Consider the following 22,349-nt stretch of genomic DNA (forward strand, 5'->3'; position numbering starts at 1 on the left):
AGCACCACCTCTGGGTCAGCTTTATAACAGTTTGCCAGCGTGTTCATCTCAAGCTCCTGTCGACCAGCGGGCGAAGATGCCCCAGAACCAGTCAAACTTTGTGGCGAAGGACACGAAGACCACCCAGAACAGGCTGAACGGCAGGAACACTTTCCAGCCAAGACGCATCAGCTGGTCATAGCGGTAGCGCGGGGTGATCGCCTTGACCATCGCGAAGAGGAAGAAGAAAAACGCCATCTTGCCGACCATCCACAGCGCCCCGTCCGGCAAGCCCGGAATGGGCGACAGCCAGCCGCCGAAGAACAGCAGCGAGGTCAGCGCACACATCAGGAAAATGGCGATATATTCACCGGCCATGAACAGCAGGAACGGCGTCGCGGAGTATTCCACCTGGTAGCCCGCAACCAGTTCCGATTCAGCCTCTGGCAGGTCGAAAGGCGGGCGGTTGGTTTCCGCCAACGCCGAGATGAAGAACAGGAACACCATCGGGAAATGCGGGATCCAGTACCAGTTGAACAGACCGAAATCGCCATCCTGTGCCCGGACAATATCGCCGAAGTTCAGCGACCCGGTGGAAATCACGATGCCGATGATAATCAGGCCCAGCGACACCTCGTAGGAGATCATCTGCGCGGCCGACCGCAAGGAGCCCAGGAACGGGTATTTGGAGTTCGAGGCCCAGCCGCCCATGATCACGCCGTAAACCTCCAGCGAGGAGACGGCAAAGACGTAGAGAATCGCCACATTGATATCGGACAACACCCAGCTGTCATTGAACGGGATTACCGCCCAGGCGATGATTGCCAGCACGAAACTGGTCATCGGTGCCAGGATGAACACCGTCTTGTCGGCACCCGCTGGCACGACAACTTCCTTGAGAACGTATTTCAGCGCGTCGGCGACCGATTGCAGAATGCCGAATGTACCGACCACGTTTGGACCCCGACGCATCTGAACCGCAGCCCAGATTTTTCGGTCGCCATAAACGAGAAACAGCAGCGAAATCATCACGAAACCGGTCATCGCCAGGCATTGCGCGGCGACGATCAGCAGGATCCCCAGCGGGGTGGAAAAGAATTCAGCCATCAGGTCCTCACACCATCGGTATTCCGTTCTGAGCGCAGGCTTCGGCGACGACTTCGGCGTCGATCGTCATCAGCCCGCGCGGCAGCGTTGGCGAGATGGTGTAAACCGCATCTCCCCGCCAGAGGCCACCCTCTTCTGTCACATTCGTGCGCAAATGACGCGCAAAACTGTAGTCCCGGTCAAGGGTGTAGCGCGACACGGCGCATTCGGCATAACGCTCGACGTCTTTCGTCCCCTGCCCGCCCTTCAGCGCGACAAATACATTCACCAGATCATCATCCAGTGCCTCGGTCTTAATTCCCACATATTCAGGCGCGACCGCAGGCTCGGCCAGATCGGCCGTATCCGTGGCGGCGCAGGCCGAGACGGTCCCGGCCAGCGTCAGCGCGCAAAAGGGTATCAAGCGGCGACGGCTCATTCCGCCGCCATCGGTTTCTTCGCACGCGCCGCCGCATTCGCCGACAGTTCGGCCATCAACTGGCTGGATCGTGCAATCGGGTTGGTCAGGTAGAAATCACCAAGCGCGTGGCGGAACGAGGCCTCGCCCAACTCGCCCAACGCCAGCGGGGTCCATGCGTTTTCAGGCACCGAGTCAATCTCTGCCAGATGCGGCACCGCCTCGACCAGCGCGTTGCGCAGTTGCGCCAGACTGTCGAAGGGCAGCTTTGCGCCCAGTTCCGCTGACAGCGCCCGCAGAATGGCCCAGTTCTCCTTGGCTTCGCCAGGGGCAAACCCGGCCCGAAGCGCCAGTTGCGGGCGGCCTTCGGTGTTCACGAACACCCCGCTTTCCTCGGTATAGGCGGCCCCCGGCAGGATGATGTCGGCCCGGTGCGCGCCGCGGTCGCCATGGCTGCCCTGATATATCACGAAGGCACCGGGGGCGATGTCGACCTCATCCGCGCCAAGGTTATAGACCACGTCGGCGTCTTTCAGTGCATCCATGCCGCCTTCGGTCACGGCCCCCACATCCAGCGCGCCGACACGACCAGCCGCCGTGTGCAGGATCAGGAAGCCAGATCCGGTGACATCAGCGAATTTCATCGCCTGCGCCAGAACCGCGGCACCGTCAGCTTCCTGCAAGGCACCCTGCCCGACAATCACGAGAGTGTTCTTGTCCTTCGCGTCACCGTCATGGTCCTTTGTCATTTTCTCAAGCGCCGCGCGATCATCGCCCGCATGCCAGTATTCGTAGGAGAGATCCAGCTTCGGGCCGACAACGCCAACCTTCGCGCCGCGCAGCCATGCCATGCGAATGCGCGCGTTCAGCACCGGTGCCTCGATCTCCGGATTGGTGCCGATCAGCATGATCGCATCGGCGCTGTCGATGTCTTCAATCGCGGCCGTTCCGACATAGGCAGAGCGGTTGTCGGCGGGCAGCTTTGCGCCATCCGTCCGGCATTCAACTCTGCCACCCAGCCCTTCGATCAGTTGCTTCAAGGCAAAGGTCGCCTCAACCGGGGCCAGATCGCCGATCAACCCGGCAACCTTCTTGTCTTTCATCGCCTCTGCCGCCGCCGACAGCGCCTCTGGCCATGTCGCGGGCTTCAGCTTGCCGTCCACGCGGATATAGGGCTTGTCCAGACGCTGACGCCGCAACCCGTCCCAGACAAAGCGCGTTTTGTCGGAAATCCATTCCTCGTTCACGCCGTCATGGTTGCGCGGCAGGATGCGCATGACTTCGCGCCCCTTGGTATCGACGCGGATGTTCGACCCGAGCGCATCCATCACGTCGATTGTCTCGGTCTTGGTCAATTCCCAAGGCCGGGCGGTGAACGCATAGGGTTTCGACACCAGCGCGCCCACCGGGCAGAGATCAATGATGTTGCCTTGCAGGTTCGAATCCAGCGTCTCGCCCAGATAGGACGTGATCTCGCTGTCTTCGCCCCGGCCAGTCTGGCCCATCTGGGTGATGCCCGCGACCTCTGTCGTGAAGCGCACGCAGCGGGTGCAGGAAATGCAGCGTGTCATATGCGTTTCGACCAGCGGGCCGAGGTTCAGATCGTCCACGGCGCGCTTTGGTTCGCGGAAGCGGCTGAAATCGACGCCGTAGGCCATTGCCTGATCCTGAAGGTCGCATTCGCCGCCCTGATCGCAGATCGGGCAGTCGAGCGGGTGGTTGATAAGCAGGAACTCCATCACCCCTTCGCGGGCCTTCTTGACCATCGGAGAGTTGGTCTTGACCACCGGCGGCGCGCCATCTTTGCCGGGGCGCAGATCGCGGACCTGCATCGCGCAGGACGCGGCAGGCTTGGGCGGGCCGCCGACAACCTCGACAAGGCACATCCGGCAGTTGCCCGCGATCGACAGACGCTCATGATAGCAGAAGCGCGGGATTTCCACGCCTACCTGCTCACACGCCTGGATCAGGGTCATTGCCCCGTCCACTTCAACTTCCTGCTCGTCGATGATGATCTTGCGTAGGTCCGACATCGGTCTCACTTTGCTCTGAGCAAGGCGCCAACCTGGCTGTTCCTTGCGATTTCCTTGCGCCCCAGCGCGCAATATCCGCTCTCGTTCGTGGCCCCGTTCGCCACCAGAAAGGCCTTCGCCTCGGCCTCAAGACGTTTGCGATCCGCCTTGCTTTTCACGAAGTCCTCGATCTCGTCCTTGCTATAGCCCTGCGCCTGCGCATGGCTTTCCAGCTTGTTGATGAATTGCAGCGCCGCAATCATCCGGGCCCCGATGGATCCGCAATTGCTGCGGATCTCATCCGCGATCGCAATGTTGCGCAACCCGTCATTCACAAATTTCACCGAGCTCAGCGGCGGCTGGGCCGCAGCGGCTGTTCCCGCTGTCAGAAGCGCGAGGATCAGGGGCAATTTCAGTGCCATATCATTATTCCTTTCCATGTCCCGGCAAACCCGCGCGAAACGCGGACTCCACCACTTGGCGACATGGGGTCACAGCTGCCTGTTATACAATAACAGGCCCCGCAACCACCTGATATGGCAAACCCTTTTATCATTCAACACAACGTCCGACAAAGGTCAGCGTATCGTCGGATACGCGTAGCTGATCGGCCGGGGTATCCGGGCCGATCGTCCAGTCGATATTGGACGTGCCGTAATACCGGATACAGTATTTCGTCCCCTGATGACGCCCGGCTTCGCGCGCCGCGTCCAGCCCGCTGGAAACCGGACGCGCCGTCGCCGTGAAGTCGTGCTTGTCATCGCCCGAACCGCGTGCCTTGCCCGAGAAATACTGGCCGTCGATCACGCTTTGGTTCGAGCGCAGCTTGGAACATCCGCCCAAGGTCAGCGCGACACAGGTCAGGATCAGAATCGTCCGCATTGGCCTACTCCGCCGCCACGGCGCTGACGCGGCCTGTGCGCTTGGCCTTGATCCGGTCCTCGATCTCGTCGCGGAAGTTGCGGATCAGGCCCTGAATGGGCCAGGCCGCCGCGTCGCCGAGGGCGCAGATCGTGTGGCCTTCGACCTGTTTGGTGACGTCGAACAGCATGTCGATTTCCTCGACCTCCGCCTCGCCGCGTACCAGACGTTCCATGACGCGCATCATCCAGCCCGTGCCTTCGCGGCAAGGCGTGCACTGACCACAGCTTTCGTGCTTGTAGAATTTCGCCAGACGCCAGATCGCCTTGATGATGTCGGTGTCCTTGTCCATCACGATCACCGCCGCCGTGCCCAGGCCAGAGCCAAGCTCGCCGCGCAGGTAATCGAAATCCATGATGGCGTCTTTCATCTTTTCGCCGCGCACACAGGGCACGGACGACCCGCCGGGAATGACCGCCTTTAGGTTGTCCCAACCGCCCCGGATGCCGCCGCAATGCGTCTCGATCAGTTCCTCGAAGGTAATCGACATCGCCTCTTCGACGACGCAGGGGTTGTTGACGTGGCCGGAGATCGCAAACAGCTTTGTCCCCGCATTGTTCGGACGGCCAAAGCCCGCGAACCATTCCGCACCGCGCCGCAGGATCGTCGGCACAACCGCGATGGATTCGACGTTGTTCACCGTCGTCGGGCAGCCATACAGACCCGCCCCCGCCGGGAAAGGCGGCTTCATGCGCGGCATGCCTTTCTTGCCTTCAAGGCTTTCCAGCAGGGCCGTTTCCTCGCCACAGATATAGGCCCCCGCGCCATGCGCGACGTAGATGTCGAAATCCCAGCCCGACCCGGCCGCGTTCTTGCCGACCAGCCCGGCGTCATAAGCCTCGTCAATCGCGGCCTGAAGCGCCTCTTTCTCGCGGATATATTCGCCGCGAATGTAGATATAGCACGCATGCGCCTGCATCGCGAAAGAGGCGATCAGGCAGCCCTCGATCAGCGTATGCGGATCGTGGCGCATGATCTCGCGGTCCTTGCAGGTGCCGGGCTCTGATTCGTCGGCATTCACCACCAGATAGGACGGCCGCCCGTCGCTTTCCTTGGGCATGAAGGACCATTTCAATCCGGTGGGAAAGCCCGCACCGCCACGACCACGCAGGCCAGAAGCCTTCATCGTGTCGACGATCCAGGGCGCACCCTTCTTGATGATGTCAGCGGTGCCATCCCAATGGCCCCGCGCCTGCGCGCCCTTCAGCGTACGGTCATGCATCCCGTAGAGATTGGTGAAGATCCGGTCCTGATCCTGCAGCATCGCGTGCCTATCCTTCATTGTCCCGGCGTTTCCGCCAGATCTGGTATGTCACGACCATCGCCCAGAAGAGCGCGGCCAGTACAGCGAGATCTATGAGCAGGGCATACCGTCCCGGCAAACCCAACATCGGTCCCACCCATTGGGCCGCAATCCAAAACAGCATAGAGCCAGCAATGACAAGGGCGACAAACCGTCCCTGCCGCGCCGTTTGCTGATCTTGGTCACGTCCCATAGTATTCAGTATCCGTCAGTACACGTCGCCCTTGTCGACGCGTTTGGAAAATTCGGTGTCCCCGCCGGCAGCGAGGATTTTGGCCTGTTCGACCCAATCGTCTCGGCTGACACGCCCCTTGAAGCCTGACAGGTTGGCATCCACCCACGCCACCTCGTCCGCCGTCCAATTGGCGACCTGATCGAAGTGGTAAAAGCCCATTTCATTCAGCAGGGTTTCCAGCTTTGGCCCCACGCCCTTGATTTCCTTCAGGTTATCAGCACCGCCATCGCGCGCCTTTGTCAGCGTCTCGGGCTTGGAGCCTTCAAGCGCGTCATCGCCGTCATGATCACCACCGCTATCGGCCGATGTCGGCTCAGCCTTGGCCGGGTTGCTTGCGTCATCCGGCTTGGCGGCCTCATATTTCCAGCTGCCCTTGCGGCTGGACAGCTCCGCCTCACCCGAAAGGACAGCAGAGGGTTTCACAACGGACCCGTTCGCCGTCTTATCACCGGCGGCTGTCTTCGGCGTCGCGACATCCGCGTTCTCGGCTTTGGCTGCGGCATCGTCTTTCGCTTTGGCCTGCGGTTTATCTGCTGTCGCTGCCTCCGTCGGCGTGGTCCCGGCGCTGGCTTCGCTTGCCCCATCGGTGGCAGTTTGGCCTACCACCTTCTTTTCAGCTGGCGCTGGTTCAGCCGTCTTGGACGCTTCGGCATTGGGTGTCGACGACTTGGCCGCCGGGCGTGCAGCTTCCGTTCCGGTCACGCCCGCCACGGACATAGGACTGTCGGAACCGCTACCGGCACCAGCAGTTCCCGGCCCATTTGATATGCCTTTGGCACGCATGCTCTGCCCCAGCTTGGGAACGTCCGAGCACATCAACCAAGTCAGCAGAAGCCCCAGCAAAGCCACCACAAGCACCCCAAGGAAAATCGATGTGCCCCACCCGTATCCCCTGACGCTGAGCGCCAGTATCAGTGTGACAACACCAAGTGCCGCGGCCAAGCCCCAACATTTGGTCTGACAGCTATATCCTGAACCGGATTGGGTCATCGTGACTCTCCCTGAAAAATCTTATGCGGTGGTTACGTTTCGTCTTTGCCACCTTTCTTAACACGCGCCGAAAATTCCGTCTCTCCCCCCTCGGCCAGGGTTCTTGCCTGCGACACCCATTCGTCACGGGTCACACGCCCTTTGAAGCCTTCGAGGTTCTCATCGACCCAGGCGATTTCCGCCTCGGACCAGTTTGCGATCTGGTCAAAATGATAAAATCCGAGCGAATTGCACATTTCTTCAAGCTTTGGACCGATGCCCTTGATCTGCTTGAGGTCGTCGGCCTTGCCGTCACGCGGCCCCTCCAACGCTTCCGGTCGGGAGCCTGCGGTGGCAGACGTATCCGCGCTCGCCGCAGCCTCGCCAGATGGCGCTTTCTTGGCTGGCGCATCACTGCTGTCGGCTGTTCCGGACGCGTCCGCTTTGCCGGATGTGTCAGATTTCTCGGGGTGTCCGGCCGTATCCGCCGTTCCTTTTTCTGCGGCGGGTCTTGTCTTGGTCGTGTCCGCCGCCTTTGCAGTGGCAACGGGCTTGGCCACGGTCTTTGCTTCGGCCTCGCGCTTGTCTATTCCCGTCTCGTCGATCGTCTCATCCGCGCCGGGTTTCGGTTGCTTGGCAGGGCCAGCCGACTCCGGGACCGGTCTATCCACCTTGTTCTGCCAGGGTGCCAGCAAGGGCACTTCGGTACCGTCGATGCGTTTGATCGTATCGCCGATATCCGTCGCGAGCTGGGCGCTCGCGTTATATTTGGTATGGCCGCTGTCATATTCCTTCAGGCTGGTCAGCCCCGATTTCGGTTCTGATGCGAAACGGCCATTCTGCGGTCCCGGCACCGGCACCTTGCCCGCGGCCAGTTCGTCCAGAATTTCAGCCAGACGTTCCGTCGTCAGGTCCTCAAAGTAATCCTTGCCGATCTGCGCCATCGGCGCGTTGGCACATGCCCCGGCGCATTCGACCTCTTCCCAGCTGAACTTGCCGTCAGCCGACAGTTCATGCGGCTTGTCGGCGATCTTTTCGCGGCACACCGCCATCAGATCCTCGGCCCCGCAAATCATGCAGGACGTAGTCCCGCAAATCTGAATATGCGCCACAGTTCCAACAGGTTGCAGCTGGAACATGAAGTAGAAGGACGCCACTTCCATGACCCGCATATAGGCCATGCCCAGCATCTCGGCGACAGCCTCGATTGCAGGGCGGGTCAGCCAACCTTCTTGTTCCTGGGCGCGCCACAGAAGCGCGATGACCGCGCTGGCCTGTCGGCCTTCGGGGTATTTGGTGATCTGGGCTTCGGCCCAGGCCAGATTTGCATCTGTGAAGGCGAAACTTTGCGGTTGGTCGTGATACAGGCGTCTCAGCATGGTCGTTCCTATTGCGTCAGCACGCAGGCGACGGGAATGTTTGGCACAGTCCGGTCGGGGTTTTCTCCGTTCAGCTCGGCCACCAGCGCTTGCTGGCGAATGGCAGAGTCGGTCATGTTGTCAGCGATAAAGCACAGGTAGAGATCCGCGCCGTTCTGCATTCCGAAGGTCGCGCCCCCGGTGCTGCTTGTGGCAAAGGGCGTAAAGCCCTGCGCGGCCAAATCCGAAACGTAGACAAAATCGCCTTTGCCGGTCTCGGCGGCAAGCGCGGGCGCGGCACACAGGGCCAGTATACAGCCGATGCGGATCATGCCGCGCAGGCCCCCGTGGTCAGCCGCACGCCGCCATCCGACAGTTTTACCGCCTCTTCGCGCGCCAACTTGTATTCGGTGACCTGAATCACCTGCTCACGCGTCAAGCCGGTCTGAAGTTCCACCGGCAGATAGTCGCTTTCGGCCACCATATCGCAGCCGATAGAAGCCACAGCCGCGTCATAGGCGGCAATCTGTTCCGCCGACACACCGTCGGGTGGCAGGGCAAGACAGCCGGTCAGGCCAAGCGCCGCAATGGTCAAAAGGATCGTCGGTCGCGTCATCGTCATTCCTTCATCGATCAATCTCGCCGAAGACCACGTCCATCGTGCCGATGATCGCAGCCACATCGGCCAGTTGGTGACCGCTGGCCACATAATCCATCGCCTGCAAATGCAGAAAGCCCGGAGCACGGATCTTGGAGCGATAGGGTTTGTTGCTGCCATCGGACACCAGATACACGCCAAACTCGCCCTTGGGCGCTTCGACGGCGGCGTAGACCTCGCCTGCGGGGACGTGAAAGCCCTCTGTATACAGTTTGAAGTGATGAATCAGCGCCTCCATCGAGGTCTTCATCTCGCCGCGCTTGGGCGGGGTGATCTTCCCGCGGGCCAGAATGTCGCCCTGCCCTTCGGGCGCTTGCAGTTTTGCGATCGCCTGTTTGATAATGCGCAGCGATTGGCGCATTTCTTCCATCCGCACCAGATAACGGTCAAAGCAGTCGCCATTCTTGCCAACAGGGATCTGGAAGTCGAATTCGTCATAACATTCATAGGGCTGGGCACGGCGCAGATCCCAGGCAAAGCCCGACCCGCGCACCATGACGCCCGAGAACCCCCAATCAAGAATGTCCTGCTCGGAAATGATGCCGATATCGGCGTTACGCTGTTTGAAAACCCGGTTCTCGGTCAGCAGCTCGTCAATGTCGTCCAGAACGTTCGGAAACTCATCGGCCCATTCGTCAATATCTGCCAGCAGTTGCGGCGGCAGATCCTGATGCACGCCGCCGGGACGGAAATAAGCCGCGTGCAAGCGCGCCCCGCAGGCCCGTTCATAGAACACCATCAGCTTTTCGCGCTCTTCAAACCCCCAAAGCGGCGGCGTCAGCGCGCCCACATCCATCGCCTGCGTCGTCACGTTCAGCAGATGGCTGAGAATGCGCCCGATCTCGGAATAAAGCACCCGGATCAGGCTGGCGCGGCGCGGAACCTCGACGCCGGTCAACTTTTCAATTGCCAGACACCATGCATGTTCCTGATTCATCGGCGCGACGTAATCCAGCCGGTCGAAATAGGGCAGGTTTTGCAGGTAGGTCCTGCTTTCCATCAGTTTTTCCGTGCCACGGTGCAGCAAGCCGATATGCGGGTCGCAGCGTTCGACGATTTCGCCGTCCAGCTCCAGCACCAACCGCAAAACACCATGCGCCGCCGGGTGTTGAGGCCCGAAGTTGATGTTGAAATTGCGGATCTTCTGCTCGCCCGACTGCGCGTCGGTGCTGCCGTCATCGAATTTGGAGCCGTCCATCAAACTGTCCTCCGTGCAATCACAAGCGCCTTGGCGGCCTGTCGTTGCGAAATTTTGGTCATGGCGATCGCACCACTGGCCAAGACAAGGCCGGCCGCAATCAAATGCATCATCTCGGTCAGAAACGGGATCATCTCAACGCTTCTCCAACTCTTGCAGCTTCACGCCCATCCACCACAGCAGCGCAATCGTGCCAAGGGGGACAAGACAGGCCGCTGCCCAGTATTTATTTATGCCGAAGAACGGCAGCAGCTTGACCATCGGAATGGCCGTCAACGCCGACAGAACAAGCCACCAGAAACCGCCCATTACTTTGTCTCTTCCTGCTTTTCATCGCCCGGCAGGATGTAATGCGCACCTTCCCAGGGGGACATGAAATCAAACTGACGATATTCCTGCACAAGGCTGACCGGCTCGTAGACGACGCGCTTTTTCGACTCGTCATAGCGCACTTCGGTATAGCCCGTGGTCGGGAAATCCTTGCGCAGCGGATAGCCCCGAAACCCATAGTCGGTCAGGATGCGCCGCAGGTCCGGGTGGCCGGTAAAGAGGATTCCGAACATATCGAACACTTCGCGTTCGAACCAGTTGGCAGAGGCATGCACATCGGTGATCGATGGCACCATCTCGTCATCGCGCACGGCCACGCGCAGACGAATGCGGTGGTTCTGATACATCGACAGGAAGTGATAAACCACGTCAAATCGCTGCGCCCGCTCGGGATAATCAACAGCGGTGATATCAACGAGGGTCGAGAACTGACACGTCCGGTCAGCTTTGAGAAACTCGACAAAGCCGTGGATGTTGGCGCGGGCCACATCCACGGTCAACTCATCAAAGCTCACATCCCAGGACAGCACGCAATCGGGGCGCTTGATCTCGATATGGGTGCCAAGCTCTTGCAGGGCGGTGGTCATCAGAATGCCTCCGGTGCTGAAAGGTATTTGCCGCAGCGGGCGCTGAATGCGGATGTCGAAATCATCGCATGATCGTCCCGGTCCGGCGGATCTTTTTCTGCAAGGCCATCACGCCATATAGCAGCGCCTCTGCGGTTGGCGGGCAGCCGGGCACATAGACATCCACCGGCACGATCCGGTCGCAGCCCCGCACCACGGAATAGCTGTAGTGATAATAGCCGCCGCCATTGGCGCAGGACCCCATGGAGATCACATAGCGCGGCTCCGGCATCTGGTCGTAAACCTTGCGCAGCGCGGGTGCCATCTTGTTGGTCAGCGTACCCGCAACGATCATCAGGTCCGACTGGCGCGGAGACGCCCGCGGCGCGGTGCCAAAACGCTCAAGGTCGTAGCGCGGCATCGCCGTGTGCATCATCTCGACCGCGCAGCACGCCAGTCCGAAGGTCATCCAGTGCAGCGATCCGGTACGCGCCCAGTTGATGATGTCCTCGGTCGAGGTCAGCAGAAACCCCTTGTCCTGAAGCTCTGCGTTCAGGGTCTGGGTCGCGACCTCGTTATCGCCACCGGCGGTATTGGTGCCGTAAGGGGCCAGCGCGGAGGGTCCGGATTTGATGCGGTCCGCCTGTTTGCCGTCGCCCTGCACTTCCGTGACAAGCGGCTTGTCGTCGGTCACTCCCATTCCAGGGCTCCCTTTTTCCATTCATAGGCAAAGCCGATGGTCAAGACGCCCAGAAACACCATCATCGACCAGAAGCCTGTCATGCTCACATCCTTGAAGGCCACGGCCCAGGGAAAGAGAAAGGCTATTTCCAGATCGAAGATGATGAACAGAATGGCCACAAGATAGAATCGGACATCGAATTTCATCCGCGCGTCATCAAAGGCGTTGAAGCCACATTCATACGCCGACACCTTTTCGGGGTCCGGGTTGCGCACGGCCAGAACAACCGCAGCAAGAATGAGCACAAGGCCAAGTCCGATCGCTATGGCCATAAAAACGAGAATGGGGAGGTACTCCCTCAGCATCTCTTCCATGTGACAGGCTCCTTTCAGGTCGCGCCGCAGCGCGCCTTCTCAAGACGGTATGGGCTAGAGCAGGTTCTAGCCCCGGCACCGGTCAGGGTCAACCGCGGGCACATATATTCGCAGTGCCGAAACGAATTTGAATTTCATCGACTTAGGGCAAGAAATCGCGGCCAGACAACATCGGTTGCGGCAAATTGTCAGCCAGACCGCGAAATCGCCACGCAGCGTCGAGGGCGCATCTCTTTGGCAGCACACAGATTACCGCGGGGCCGACCAACGCGCCTTCCCGGACGTAAACCACGCGTTTGTCCGGTCACACCATTGCCGGTGCCAGCGTTTGGCATCGTGGCAATCAGCCCCGCGCGACCTTGCGGCAAGCAATGTCAAACTTCTGGCGCGTCGGTTTCCTCTTCAAGCCGGATCACCGCAGCACCTGCCGCGACCTGATCCCCCTCGGCAACCAACACTTCCGCAACGATACCGTCGCGCGGTGCCTGCAAGGCGTGTTCCATTTTCATTGCCTCCAGTACCGCAAGGCGGTCACCTCTGGACACGGTCTCGCCGACACGGGCCGTGACCATACGAACGAGACCGGGCATCGGTGCCTCGACCAGATCACTGCCGCCAGACGCATCCAGCGCCCGCTCCAGCGGATCTACCATCGTAAACCTCTGACCATACTCGGCAAATACGGTGACGTCGTGCCCCGTGGTGACGCTGCCATGCGCGGCCTGACCATTAAAACGCCACTGACCGTCAACGCGCGTGGCAAGGATTTGCGATCCGTTCACCGTCACCCTGCGTTGGTCACGCGACAGCACCTCGACCGTCACGGCATGCACGGTTTCGCCTTGTTGCACGTCGATCTTGCGGCCGACCGGCGTCCAAAGATGCACCCCCTGCACGGCATCGCCCTGCCCCAGCAATCCAAGCAAGGCCAGCGCCGCTTCGGCCACGACGGCATCCGACACTTCGGGCACGGCGGTCAGCGCGTCGATGTCGCGCGCAATCAGCCCGGTATCGACCTCTCCGGCCACAAATCCCGCATGACGCGCCAGACGCCCCAGAAACGCGAGATTGGTGACTGTCCCGGCGACCTCGCAGGTCTCAATCGCGCGCGCCAGACGCTTCAGTGCCACGTCCCGTGTCGGACCATGCACAATCAGCTTTGCGATCATCGGATCATACCAGGGGCTGATCTCGTCCCCCGCGCGCACACCGCTGTCGGCACGCACGCCTTCGGGAAATTCCAGATGCGACAATCGCCCCGTCGCGGGCAGAAAGCCCTTGGGAACATCCTCGGCATAAAGCCGTGCCTCGAAGGCGTGACCGCCGATCTGCAAGTCCTCTTGCCGGGCGGGCAATGGCTCGCCAGCGGCGACACGGATCTGCCATTCCACAAGATCGACGCCGGTGATCGCCTCTGTCACCGGATGCTCGACCTGAAGCCGCGTGTTCATCTCCATGAACCAGAATCCATCAGGCCGAAGCCCGTCCGAGCCGTCCACGATGAACTCCACCGTGCCCGCCCCGGAATAGCCGATGGCCTCGGCTGCACGCACCGCCGCGTCGCCCATTGCGGCCCGCATCTGGGACGTCATGCCGGGGGCCGGAGCCTCTTCGATCACCTTCTGATGGCGGCGCTGCAACGAACAGTCCCGCTCGAACAGATGCACCGCGCGGGTTCCGTCGCCAAAGACCTGCACCTCGATATGCCGGGGCTGCTGCACGAATTTCTCCACCAGCACGGCGTCATTGCCAAACGCGCCGCGCGCTTCGGATTGCGCGCTGGCCAGGGCATCGGCGAATTCCTCGGGCCGCTCGACAAGGCGCATGCCTTTGCCACCGCCGCCGGCGACCGCCTTGATCATCACCGGATAGCCGATCCGCTCGGCCTCTTGCGCCAGACGCGCGGGATCCTGATCCTCGCCGTGATAGCCCGGCACGACCGGCACGCCTGCCTTTTCCATCAATGCCTTGGCTGCATCCTTCAGCCCCATCGCCCGGATTGCCCGCGCCGATGGTCCGATAAAGACCAGCCCCGCCGCCTCTACCGCCTCGACGAAATCCGGGTTCTCGGACAGGAAGCCATAGCCCGGATGGATCGCCTGCGCGCCGGTCGCCACCGCCGCCGCAATGATCGCATCGCCGCGCAGATAACTGTCCGCAGGTGCGGCCCCGCCCAGGCTGACGGCTGTATCCGCCAGAGCCACATGCGCGGCGCCCGCATCCACGTCGGAATGCACCGCCACGCAGCGCAGCCCCATCGCTTGCGCCGAGCGTATCACCCGGCAAGCAATCTCGCCCCGGTTGGCAATCAGGATCGTGTCGAACATCGCATTTCCTCCGCGCGCTTCACGCAAGTTGTCTTTTCATACCGCCAGAACACAGGTTCCCCCAACCGTCACCCCAGGAACGGTCCCGCAACATCCTGCCCAACGGGATCGGCGCAAACGGACCGGGCAGAGCCCCGGCACGGGCGCGGGGTGGGCGGGTGGGCGCGCCCGTGCCGGGGCGACGGGTGCCACCGCTCACATCCGGAACACACCAAAGCGCGTCTCCTCAATCGGTGCATTCAGCGCCGCCGACAGGGACAGCGCCAGCACATCCCGCGTCTTGCGCGGGTCGATGCAGCCATCATCCCACAACCGCGCTGACGCATAAAGCGGATGGGCCTGACGCTCGAACATCTCGATCGTCGGGCGCTTGAATTCCGCCTCTTCCTCGGCAGACCACGTTCCACCTTTGCGCTCGATCCCGTCGCGTTTGACCGTGGCAAGAACGCCAGCCGCCTGTTCCCCGCCCATGACCGAGATCCGGCTATTGGGCCAACTCCACAGGAAGCGCGGCTGATAGGCGCGCCCGGCCATGCCGTAATTGCCCGCGCCAAAGGATCCGCCCACCAACAGCGTGATCTTGGGCACGCTTGTCGAGGCCACCGCCGTCACCATTTTTGCCCCATGCCGCGCGATACCTTCATTCTCGTATTTCCGACCGACCATGAATCCGGTAATATTCTGCAAGAAGACCAACGGGATACGACGCTGCGAGCACAGCTCTATGAAATGCGCCCCTTTCTGCGCGGCCTCGGAAAACAACACGCCATTATTGGCGATGATGCCGACCTGAACGCCCATGACTTCGGCAAAGCCGCAGACCAGCGTCTCGCCGAAGCGCGGCTTGAACTCGTCAAACCACGACCCATCCACGATACGCGCGATCACCTCGCGGATATCATAGGGCGTGCGCAGGTCCGCCGGCACGACGCCCAGCACCTCTGCCGGATCATAGGCGGGATCGGCCCCGCCCGGCAGCGCAAAGAACGGTGGATCCTGTGGCCCGGCAAGGCTGCGCACGGCCCGACGCGCCAAGGCCAGCGCATGCGCGTCATCCTCGGCCAGGTAATCCGCCACACCCGACAGCCGCGTGTGCACGTCACCCCCGCCCAGATCCTCGACCGAGACAACCTCGCCGGTCGCGGCCTTGACCAAAGGCGGCCCCGCCAGAAAGATCGTGCCTTGCTCACGCACGATGATCGTCACATCCGACATGGCAGGCACATAGGCGCCGCCCGCCGTACAAGACCCCATGACGACGGCGATCTGCGCAATTCCCTTGGCACTCATCCGGGCCTGATTGTAGAAGATCCGCCCGAAATGGTCGCGATCCGGAAAAACCTCGTCCTGATTGGGCAGGTTCGCACCCCCGCTATCGACAAGATAAATGCAGGGCAGATGGTTTTCCTCGGCGATCTCCTGCGCGCGCAGATGCTTCTTGACGGTCATCGGATAATAGGTGCCGCCCTTCACGGTAGCATCGTTGCACACCACCATGACCTCGCGCCCCTCGACCCGGCCGATCCCCGCGATCACGCTGGCCGCAGGGGCCACGCCATCATACAGCCCATGCGCCGCCGTCGCGCCAATTTCCAGAAACGGCGAGCCGGGATCGAGCAAGTTCGCCACCCGGTCGCGCGGCAGCATCTTGCCCCGCGACAGGTGCCTTTCCCGCGCCTTTTCACCCCCGCCGGCTGCGGCCTGTTCCGCCGCCGCGCGAATAACCCCCAAAGCCTCCAGATGGCCTTGGGTGTTGGCCTTGAACGCGTCCGAGGACGGGATCGCCTGGGATTGAATCTTCATGGTGCAGTCTCCGTTACGGACAGGGGCATGCATTGACGGACGGCATTCCGGGCACCGGTCCTGAAATTCATGACACCCGTCATCCCATCGCTCCCATCATCTCGCGGCCCACCAGCATGCGGCGGATCTCGGACGTGCCGGCCCCGATCTCCATCAGCTTGGCGTCGCGGAAAAGCCGCGCAACTGGCGCGTCTTGCAGAAAGCCCGCGCCGCCCATGGCCTGAACCGCCTGATGCGACTGAACCATCGCTTGCTCGGACGCATAAAGACAGCAGGCCGCCGCATCCTGCCGGGTCACATCGCCCCGGTCGCAGGCCTTGGCGACCTCGTAGACATAAGCGCGGGCAGAGTTCATCGCCGTGTACATATCCGCGATCTTGCCCTGCATCAGCTGGAAGCTGCCAATCGGCTGCCCGAACTGCTTGCGCTCTGCCATATAGGGCATGATCTCGTCCAGACAGGCGGCCATGATGCCGGTGCCGATGCCGGCCAGAACAACGCGCTCGTAATCCAGCCCGGACATGAGAACCCGCACGCCGCGCCCCTCTTCGCCCAGAATATTGTCAAACGGCACTTCGACGCCGTCAAAGATCAGCTCTGCCGTATTGGACCCGCGCATCCCCAGCTTGTCGAAATGCGGGCTGGTCGAAAACCCGGACATGGATTTCTCGATCAGGAAGGCGGTGATGCCTTTCGACCCGGCATCGGGGTCGGTCTTTGCGTAGACGACAAGCGTCTCGGCATCCGGGCCATTGGTGATCCAGTATTTGTTGCCATTCAGCACGAACCGGTCATTCTTCTTTTCGGCCCGCAGCTTCATGCTGACAACATCGGACCCGGCGCCTGCCTCTGACATGGCCAGCGCGCCGACATGTTCGCCCGAGATCAGACCGGGCAGATATTTGCGCCGCTGCTCATCCGTTCCGTTCAGCTTGATCTGATTGGCGCAAAGGTTGGAATGCGCGCCGTAGGACAGGCTGACGCTGGCAGAGGCACGGGCGATCTCTTCGACCGCAATGACATGCGCGAGATAGCCCATGCCTGCCCCGCCGAATTCCTCTGGCACGGTAATCCCCAAAAGACCCAGATCGCCCATCTCGCGCCACAGATCTGACGGGAAGGTGTTGGAGCTGTCGACCTCGGCCGCAATCGGTTTGACCCGCTCCTGCGCCCAGCGATGCACCATCTCGCGCAGCGCGTTCACATCCTCACCAAGGTCGTATTGCATGACAGCGTTGTACACAGACGCCTCCCCCCGATTTATTGAACACTTGTTCAAATACTACGCGCCTCAAGGCTTCCGGTCAAGCATTCCGGTCGATCCCAGGGAACCGCGACGCTGCGCACGCGTTGAGTAGCCAAGCAGGAAGAGCGAAAGGAAAGCAGCAATGGCACAGATGGAAAAGAACCTGAAAAAAGACTTCTGGACCCGCCTTGAAAACGTGCAGGCGGGCATGATGACGGCTGAAGGTGGGCGCGCGGTTCCGATGTCGCCCATGGCGGATAGCGACAATAACGCCGTCTGGTTCATCACCGCCCATGGTACAGACGTGGCGGACGCGGCCGTGCGTGGAAGCTCGGCAACGTTTCTGGTGGCGGACCCCAAGGCGAATATCTACGCCAGCGTGATTGGTCATCTGGAAATTGTGGATGACGCCAAGAAGCTTGACGAACTATGGAACGCGGTTGTCGCGGCATGGTTTGAAGAAGGCCGCGACGATGATAAAGTGCGCCTGGTAAAGATGACCCCCACCACGGCAGAGGTCTGGGCCACGGATGGCGCGGCAGGCTTCCTGTACGAGATTGCGAAGGCGCATATGAGCGACGAGAAACCCGATATGGGCGATCATGGCACGGTGACCTTTTGATGAGGCACCGGCACGTTGCCGTCGTCCTGTTGTCCTGTCTGCCGCTGCTTGCCCAAGCAGAGCAGGTGGGCGAAATCGGCGTCGACTGGGTTGGCAATGACATCGTCATCGAGGCCGTTGCCGACCCGAAAGTCGAGGGCGTGACATGTCACATCGCTTATTTCGACCGTGGGCTGATCGATCGGCTGTCAAAGGGCAATTGGTTCGAGGATCCGTCAAACGCCTCTATCGCGTGTCGCCAGACCGGGCCGATCACACTGGGCGACATTGATCGTGACGAGAGCGGCGAAGACGTGTTCCGCACCTCGCGCTCGATCATCCTGAAAAGCCTGCGGGTCAAGCGGATCTATGACGAGGCGAACCGCACATTGATCTACGTCGCCCACGCAGCAGAATTGACCGACGGGTCGGCAAAAGTGGCGATCTCTACCGTGCCGCTGTATCAACCGGGCCAGTAGGTTCGGCAAACTGCATCCGGAAAGGGCCTAAAGGAAAAGAACAGTTCTGTGCCTTTTCCCGAACTGCCTTGTCATGCGCAGACCTCGCGCGCACCGCCGGGTGTTCCGGGCTGGTTTGGCATCCTGCCCTCATATGGCTGAAAACCACGGCCAGCCAGCGCGTAACGTCGTCAGTTTTTTAGCAGTTCAGAGGCGAGCCGCGTGACTGTCCGGTCCAACTGCGCGACCGAGGATTCCCGGCAATCCGCAAGGTTCAGGATCATCAGCCAGTCCGTCAACCCGCCATGCACCTCGCGCCAGTAAACTGGCCAGAGGAACTCGAACCCGGCGCGCTTGTTGCGCAGCCGGGCGACCATCAACTCCTCCTGACATTCCGGCGATTGGATATAATCGGGGCTGAGCAAGCACAGAACCCTGTCGCTTTCGGCAAGCGCCTCATCGATGCGGGTTTGATAGGAGACGCCGATGGGAATGTCGCGACGGAACTCGAAAACCATGACGCCGGGCGACGCCACGCGGAAGCCATCAAGCACCCGTCTTGCCGCATCGGCGTCCGTTGACGAATAACTCAGAAAGATCTTTTTGTCATACCCGACAAGTTCAGGCGCATCCAACTTGTTGAATTGCCTGCTCAACGAGCGCACCAGACCGAGCCTGGAAAGACTGTCTCTGATCCACCAGACATAGAGACCCGCCACCAATCCTACGCCGATCGCCGCCGACACGATCGCAGTCCAGGATGGCGGCCAGACGGACCGGTATTGCAGGTCGATCACTGCGACGAGGAAAAAAGGAGCAATCGTCATCAGCGCGAATAGAAGGGTTTTGGTTCTTGATTGCCCAAGTCCGAATACGCGCTTCCTGCGGACTTCCAGTCGATATGCGGGCAAAAGACCCAATAGCATCACGCCGAGAAGTCCCAACGACAGCAGGTCAACTGCATCGGCACCGATCAGGACCCATGACAAGCCAGACAGCGCGAGCGCCACCAGCAACGCGAACTGTAGGCTGACTGACCCGCGAGAGCGGCCATGCGAACTCCACACGGCAGAGTCGAAGCTGGCTTGCTGACCGCTTACCGGAACGTCGGCTTCCTTAAGGTTATCGTCTTCAAACGCAAATTCCGACGCGACTGGCGCAAACGTCCCCGAGGCTGGCGGATCATCTTCCTTGAACTCGGAAAAAGCCGCTTTCATAGCAGCTGCCTTTGGCGCGTTATGCGCCACGATATACAGCGTCGAGATCGGCAGCCCAAGTTGCAGCCAGCGCGTTGCGGCCTCCAGCAGCGGTGCCATCATCTGACTGTCGCTCCAGCCCGCATCCCCCGTGGCAAGCAGCGGCATCGCGACAGAGTGATCGCGGCTTTCGTCGCTACCCAAGGATTCGAGGAACGGAAACAGAGCGCGGAACAACTCTCCGACCACGATGGGCGGCGCGCCGAGGGTTTGGGGCTCGAAACAGACCAGCCGGTCAAAGCCCGCAGCCTCCACCGGGCGCGACAGCCACGCGCCGCTTTCGGCGCGCAGATCCATCGCTTTCATGCTGGCAAGCTCTGCCACGGACACGCCGTTGCGCGCCAGCTGTCCGATCATCGAGGTCGGCGTGGCCGTGTAATCCCCCGGAAAGGCCGATATCACCAGCAGATCGACCCGTTGCGCCGCATCAATCCGCGCAAGATTGCCCTGCGCCAGGACGATGCTGCGCGTCTTGCCGTTCACGGCCACGTCAATCCGATCCAGTTCCTTCAACATCGCTTTAGTAAAGCAGCGAGAGATGTGCCGCACAAGCGCCGCATGAGGCGCAGAGTGTCACGCGGCCTGCCAGACCGCGCCGACCTCGGCCCGGATGATACGGGCGATCAGCGCGCAATCGTCAAGACTGAAGGTCAAGGGCAGACGCAGATCCACGATCCCCGCCAGAACACGGTCCGTGGCGGGCATGGCTTCCGCATCCGCGTAGCGCCAACTGTCATAGCGCGAGGTATAGCCTGCGGGTTCCGGCGCGCCGAACCACTTCATCTCTACACCGCGCGCAGCGCAGCGCCGCAAGACATCCGTCACCTGTTCGGCGGGCCAGTCGAGCAGCAGGAACTGGAAGGACGACGCGACGAAGCCCTCTTGCTCCGGCCGCGAGATCAGCCGCAAACCGGGCGTGTTGCGCAGCCCCTCTTCGATCACCGCATAGCGCGCGTTCCAGCGCGCCTTCTGCGCCTCAAGCTGCCGCAGTTGGGGCCGCAGGATCGCGGCGCGCAGGTTGTCCATCCGGCCAGATATATTCGGGGTGTCGTATTTCGCCTGGGCAAATGCCTCTGGCGGCGGTCCGGCGAGGTGCCGGTCAAACAGCATGTATGACCCCGACAACATCACCGCCCGCGCCATGACCTCTGCATCGTCGGAGACCAGAAAGCCGCCCTCGCCCGAGTTCACATGCTTGTAGGTTTGCGTGGAATAGCAACCGATCAGACCGTGACGACCCGACGGCACGCCGGCCCAGTCCGCGCCCATCGTATGCGCGCAATCCTCGATCACGGTCACACCCTGCGCGTTGCAGATCGCCATAAGCGCATCCATGTCGCAGATATGGCCGCGCATATGGCTGAGCATCAGCACTTCGGCGCGGTCCAGCTTGGTGCGCAGATCCTCCAGGTCGATCACCAGATCCTCGGTCACGCCGACGAAAACCGGCCGCGCGCCGACGCTGGCAATCGCGCCCGGGACGGGTGCCAAGGTAAAGGCATTTGTCAGCACCCGGTCGCCCGGCCCCACCCCTGCCGCCCGCAGCGCCGTGGCCAGTGCATAGCCGCCCGAGGCCACGGCAAGACAATACCGCGCGCCTGTCATGCGGGCGAAATCCTGTTCCAGCAAAGCGGTCTCGCCCGCCTCCCCCTCGGCCACGTTATAGCGATGCAGGCGTCCGCTGCGCAGCACTTCCAGCGCGGCGGTGATGGCCTCTTCGCTGATCGGTTCCTGCTGGGTGAAGCTGCCGGTGAAAATTTCGCTCATGTCGCAATCTTTCGTCAGCGCGCGCAATGGTCAATCACCGAATGCGCGCGCGGGTCAGGGGATAACGTCAGACGGCAGGTTACGCCGCCACGGCCGGCAGCAAACGCGCCACAAGCGCGGGCAGATCGTCATAATGCGCAAGCAGTTCTTCCGGCTCCAGCGCGGCGACATCCTCACCCGTGGGACCGAAGGTCACCAGCACGCAAGGCACCCCGGCAGCGCGGGCTGTTTCGCGGTCTGTCGTGGTGTCACCGATCAGGCAGCTTTGCGCCACCGACCCGCCTGCACGCTCGACCGCCGCAATATAGGGCGCAGCATCGGGTTTGCGTACCGGCAAGGTATCGGCCCCGATCATGGAGGCAAAGGCATCGCGCACCCCCAGCCGGGTCAGCAAGGTCTCGGCCAGACCGGCGGGTTTGTTGGTGCAAATGCCCACCCGCACACCGGCGTTGCGCAGGGCCGCCACGGCCTGCATCGCACCGGGATAAAGCGTCGTATGAACGTCAATGGCCGCGCCATAGGCCGCCAGCAATTCCGGATACCAGTGCTCGACCTCGGCATCCGAATGTTTATCCAGCCGGGTCAGCCCCAGCGCCAGCATCGCCCGGCCGCCGTGAAAAGCCGTCGCGGCATCTGCCACCGGGTCGAGCATATCGCCCGCCCCCATCGCCCGAAAGCAATGGTTCGCCGAAGCGATCAGATCCGCGCTGGTATCCGCCAACGTGCCATCAAGGTCGAAAATCACTGTCCGCATTGCCTGTCCTTGCCCACTTACCTGTCACAACCCGCAATCAGACGTGAT

The 22,349-nt window shown here is 61.4% G+C and carries 25 protein-coding genes; 2 read left to right on the forward strand and 23 right to left on the reverse strand.

Annotated features, from left to right (window positions below):
- Positions 1-48: 48 nt before the first annotated feature.
- The 20 genes from nuoH to DMZ65_RS02260 form a co-directional block, all read right to left on the reverse strand.
- On the reverse strand, positions 49-1,086 hold the full coding sequence (gene nuoH / locus DMZ65_RS02175; protein ID WP_116597240.1) for an NADH-quinone oxidoreductase subunit NuoH: 1,038 nt from the start codon (positions 1,084-1,086) through the stop codon (positions 49-51).
- A gap of 7 nt (positions 1,087-1,093) precedes the next feature.
- The gene (locus DMZ65_RS02180; protein WP_116597241.1) at positions 1,094-1,504 is read right to left on the reverse strand and encodes a YNQ4 family lipoprotein; all 411 of its coding nucleotides are present in this window, start codon (positions 1,502-1,504) and stop codon (positions 1,094-1,096) included.
- Positions 1,501-3,516 carry an NADH-quinone oxidoreductase subunit NuoG gene (nuoG, locus tag DMZ65_RS02185; RefSeq protein WP_116597242.1) on the reverse strand — a complete coding sequence of 672 codons (2,016 nt, stop codon included), beginning with the start codon at positions 3,514-3,516 and terminating at the stop codon, positions 1,501-1,503. The genes DMZ65_RS02180 and nuoG overlap by 4 nt, the downstream gene beginning before the upstream one ends.
- Before the next feature lie 5 nt (positions 3,517-3,521).
- Positions 3,522-3,917: a DUF5333 domain-containing protein gene (locus DMZ65_RS02190; protein ID WP_116597576.1), complete on the reverse strand. Its 396-nt coding sequence runs from the start codon at positions 3,915-3,917 to the stop codon at positions 3,522-3,524.
- 130 nt (positions 3,918-4,047) lie between these two features.
- Positions 4,048-4,377: a hypothetical protein gene (locus DMZ65_RS02195; RefSeq protein WP_084352385.1), complete on the reverse strand. Its 330-nt coding sequence runs from the start codon at positions 4,375-4,377 to the stop codon at positions 4,048-4,050.
- 4 nt (positions 4,378-4,381) lie between these two features.
- Entirely contained in the window at positions 4,382-5,680 is a 1,299-nt protein-coding gene (nuoF, locus tag DMZ65_RS02200) for an NADH-quinone oxidoreductase subunit NuoF (protein WP_116597243.1), read from the reverse strand.
- 7 nt (positions 5,681-5,687) lie between these two features.
- Complete coding sequence (locus DMZ65_RS02205) at positions 5,688-5,912, reverse strand: DUF5337 domain-containing protein (protein ID WP_084352389.1); 225 nt, start codon at positions 5,910-5,912, stop codon at positions 5,688-5,690.
- 15 nt (positions 5,913-5,927) lie between these two features.
- Complete coding sequence (locus DMZ65_RS02210) at positions 5,928-6,944, reverse strand: helix-hairpin-helix domain-containing protein (RefSeq protein ID WP_116597244.1); 1,017 nt, start codon at positions 6,942-6,944, stop codon at positions 5,928-5,930.
- Between the two features lie 32 nt (positions 6,945-6,976).
- Complete coding sequence (locus tag DMZ65_RS02215; protein ID WP_116597245.1) at positions 6,977-8,302, reverse strand: NADH-quinone oxidoreductase subunit E; 1,326 nt, start codon at positions 8,300-8,302, stop codon at positions 6,977-6,979.
- 8 nt (positions 8,303-8,310) lie between these two features.
- Positions 8,311-8,613: a hypothetical protein gene (locus DMZ65_RS02220; protein WP_116597246.1), complete on the reverse strand. Its 303-nt coding sequence runs from the start codon at positions 8,611-8,613 to the stop codon at positions 8,311-8,313.
- A complete protein-coding gene (locus DMZ65_RS02225; protein ID WP_232824855.1) occupies positions 8,610-8,903 on the reverse strand; it encodes a hypothetical protein in 294 nt (97 codons plus the stop codon). Before DMZ65_RS02225 ends, DMZ65_RS02220 begins: the two co-directional genes overlap by 4 nt.
- 4 nt (positions 8,904-8,907) lie before the next feature.
- Entirely contained in the window at positions 8,908-10,137 is a 1,230-nt protein-coding gene (locus tag DMZ65_RS02230; RefSeq protein ID WP_116597247.1) for an NADH-quinone oxidoreductase subunit D, read from the reverse strand.
- Complete coding sequence (locus DMZ65_RS19990; RefSeq protein ID WP_269801525.1) at positions 10,137-10,271, reverse strand: hypothetical protein; 135 nt, start codon at positions 10,269-10,271, stop codon at positions 10,137-10,139. The genes DMZ65_RS02230 and DMZ65_RS19990 overlap by 1 nt, the downstream gene beginning before the upstream one ends.
- A gap of 1 nt (position 10,272) precedes the next feature.
- Positions 10,273-10,446: a hypothetical protein gene (locus DMZ65_RS19625; protein WP_179141447.1), complete on the reverse strand. Its 174-nt coding sequence runs from the start codon at positions 10,444-10,446 to the stop codon at positions 10,273-10,275.
- Complete coding sequence (locus tag DMZ65_RS02235) at positions 10,446-11,054, reverse strand: NADH-quinone oxidoreductase subunit C (RefSeq protein WP_116597248.1); 609 nt, start codon at positions 11,052-11,054, stop codon at positions 10,446-10,448. Before DMZ65_RS02235 ends, DMZ65_RS19625 begins: the two co-directional genes overlap by 1 nt.
- Positions 11,055-11,115: 61 nt before the next feature.
- Positions 11,116-11,733, reverse strand: coding sequence for a NuoB/complex I 20 kDa subunit family protein (locus DMZ65_RS02240; protein ID WP_232824856.1), 618 nt, complete (start codon positions 11,731-11,733; stop codon positions 11,116-11,118).
- Positions 11,724-12,089: an NADH-quinone oxidoreductase subunit A gene (locus DMZ65_RS02245; protein WP_084352401.1), complete on the reverse strand. Its 366-nt coding sequence runs from the start codon at positions 12,087-12,089 to the stop codon at positions 11,724-11,726. Before DMZ65_RS02245 ends, DMZ65_RS02240 begins: the two co-directional genes overlap by 10 nt.
- A gap of 374 nt (positions 12,090-12,463) precedes the next feature.
- Entirely contained in the window at positions 12,464-14,416 is a 1,953-nt protein-coding gene (locus DMZ65_RS02250) for an acetyl-CoA carboxylase biotin carboxylase subunit (protein ID WP_116597249.1), read from the reverse strand.
- Positions 14,417-14,611: 195 nt separating this feature from the next.
- A complete protein-coding gene (locus DMZ65_RS02255) occupies positions 14,612-16,219 on the reverse strand; it encodes a carboxyl transferase domain-containing protein (protein ID WP_116597250.1) in 1,608 nt (535 codons plus the stop codon).
- A 79-nt stretch (positions 16,220-16,298) separates the two neighbouring features.
- Positions 16,299-17,462, reverse strand: coding sequence for an isovaleryl-CoA dehydrogenase (locus DMZ65_RS02260; RefSeq protein ID WP_116597251.1), 1,164 nt, complete (start codon positions 17,460-17,462; stop codon positions 16,299-16,301).
- A gap of 145 nt (positions 17,463-17,607) precedes the next feature.
- Here DMZ65_RS02260 and DMZ65_RS02265 point away from each other — a divergent pair, with 145 nt between their 5' ends.
- Both DMZ65_RS02265 and DMZ65_RS02270 read left to right on the forward strand, forming a co-directional pair.
- Entirely contained in the window at positions 17,608-18,087 is a 480-nt protein-coding gene (locus DMZ65_RS02265) for a pyridoxamine 5'-phosphate oxidase family protein (RefSeq protein ID WP_232824857.1), read from the forward strand.
- Complete coding sequence (locus tag DMZ65_RS02270) at positions 18,087-18,545, forward strand: CreA family protein (protein WP_116597252.1); 459 nt, start codon at positions 18,087-18,089, stop codon at positions 18,543-18,545. Before DMZ65_RS02265 ends, DMZ65_RS02270 begins: the two co-directional genes overlap by 1 nt.
- Positions 18,546-18,715: 170 nt before the next feature.
- Here DMZ65_RS02270 and DMZ65_RS02275 read toward each other — a convergent pair whose 3' ends face one another.
- The 3 genes from DMZ65_RS02275 to DMZ65_RS02285 form a co-directional block, all read right to left on the reverse strand.
- Positions 18,716-20,296: a toll/interleukin-1 receptor domain-containing protein gene (locus DMZ65_RS02275; RefSeq protein WP_116597253.1), complete on the reverse strand. Its 1,581-nt coding sequence runs from the start codon at positions 20,294-20,296 to the stop codon at positions 18,716-18,718.
- A 57-nt stretch (positions 20,297-20,353) separates the two neighbouring features.
- On the reverse strand, positions 20,354-21,547 hold the full coding sequence (locus DMZ65_RS02280) for a DegT/DnrJ/EryC1/StrS family aminotransferase (RefSeq protein WP_116597580.1): 1,194 nt from the start codon (positions 21,545-21,547) through the stop codon (positions 20,354-20,356).
- A gap of 79 nt (positions 21,548-21,626) precedes the next feature.
- A complete protein-coding gene (locus DMZ65_RS02285) occupies positions 21,627-22,301 on the reverse strand; it encodes an HAD-IA family hydrolase (protein WP_116597254.1) in 675 nt (224 codons plus the stop codon).
- Positions 22,302-22,349 lie beyond the last annotated feature (48 nt).

This window comes from Primorskyibacter marinus (genome assembly GCF_003313245.1).
GTDB classification, from domain to species: Bacteria; Pseudomonadota; Alphaproteobacteria; order Rhodobacterales; family Rhodobacteraceae; genus Primorskyibacter; species Primorskyibacter marinus.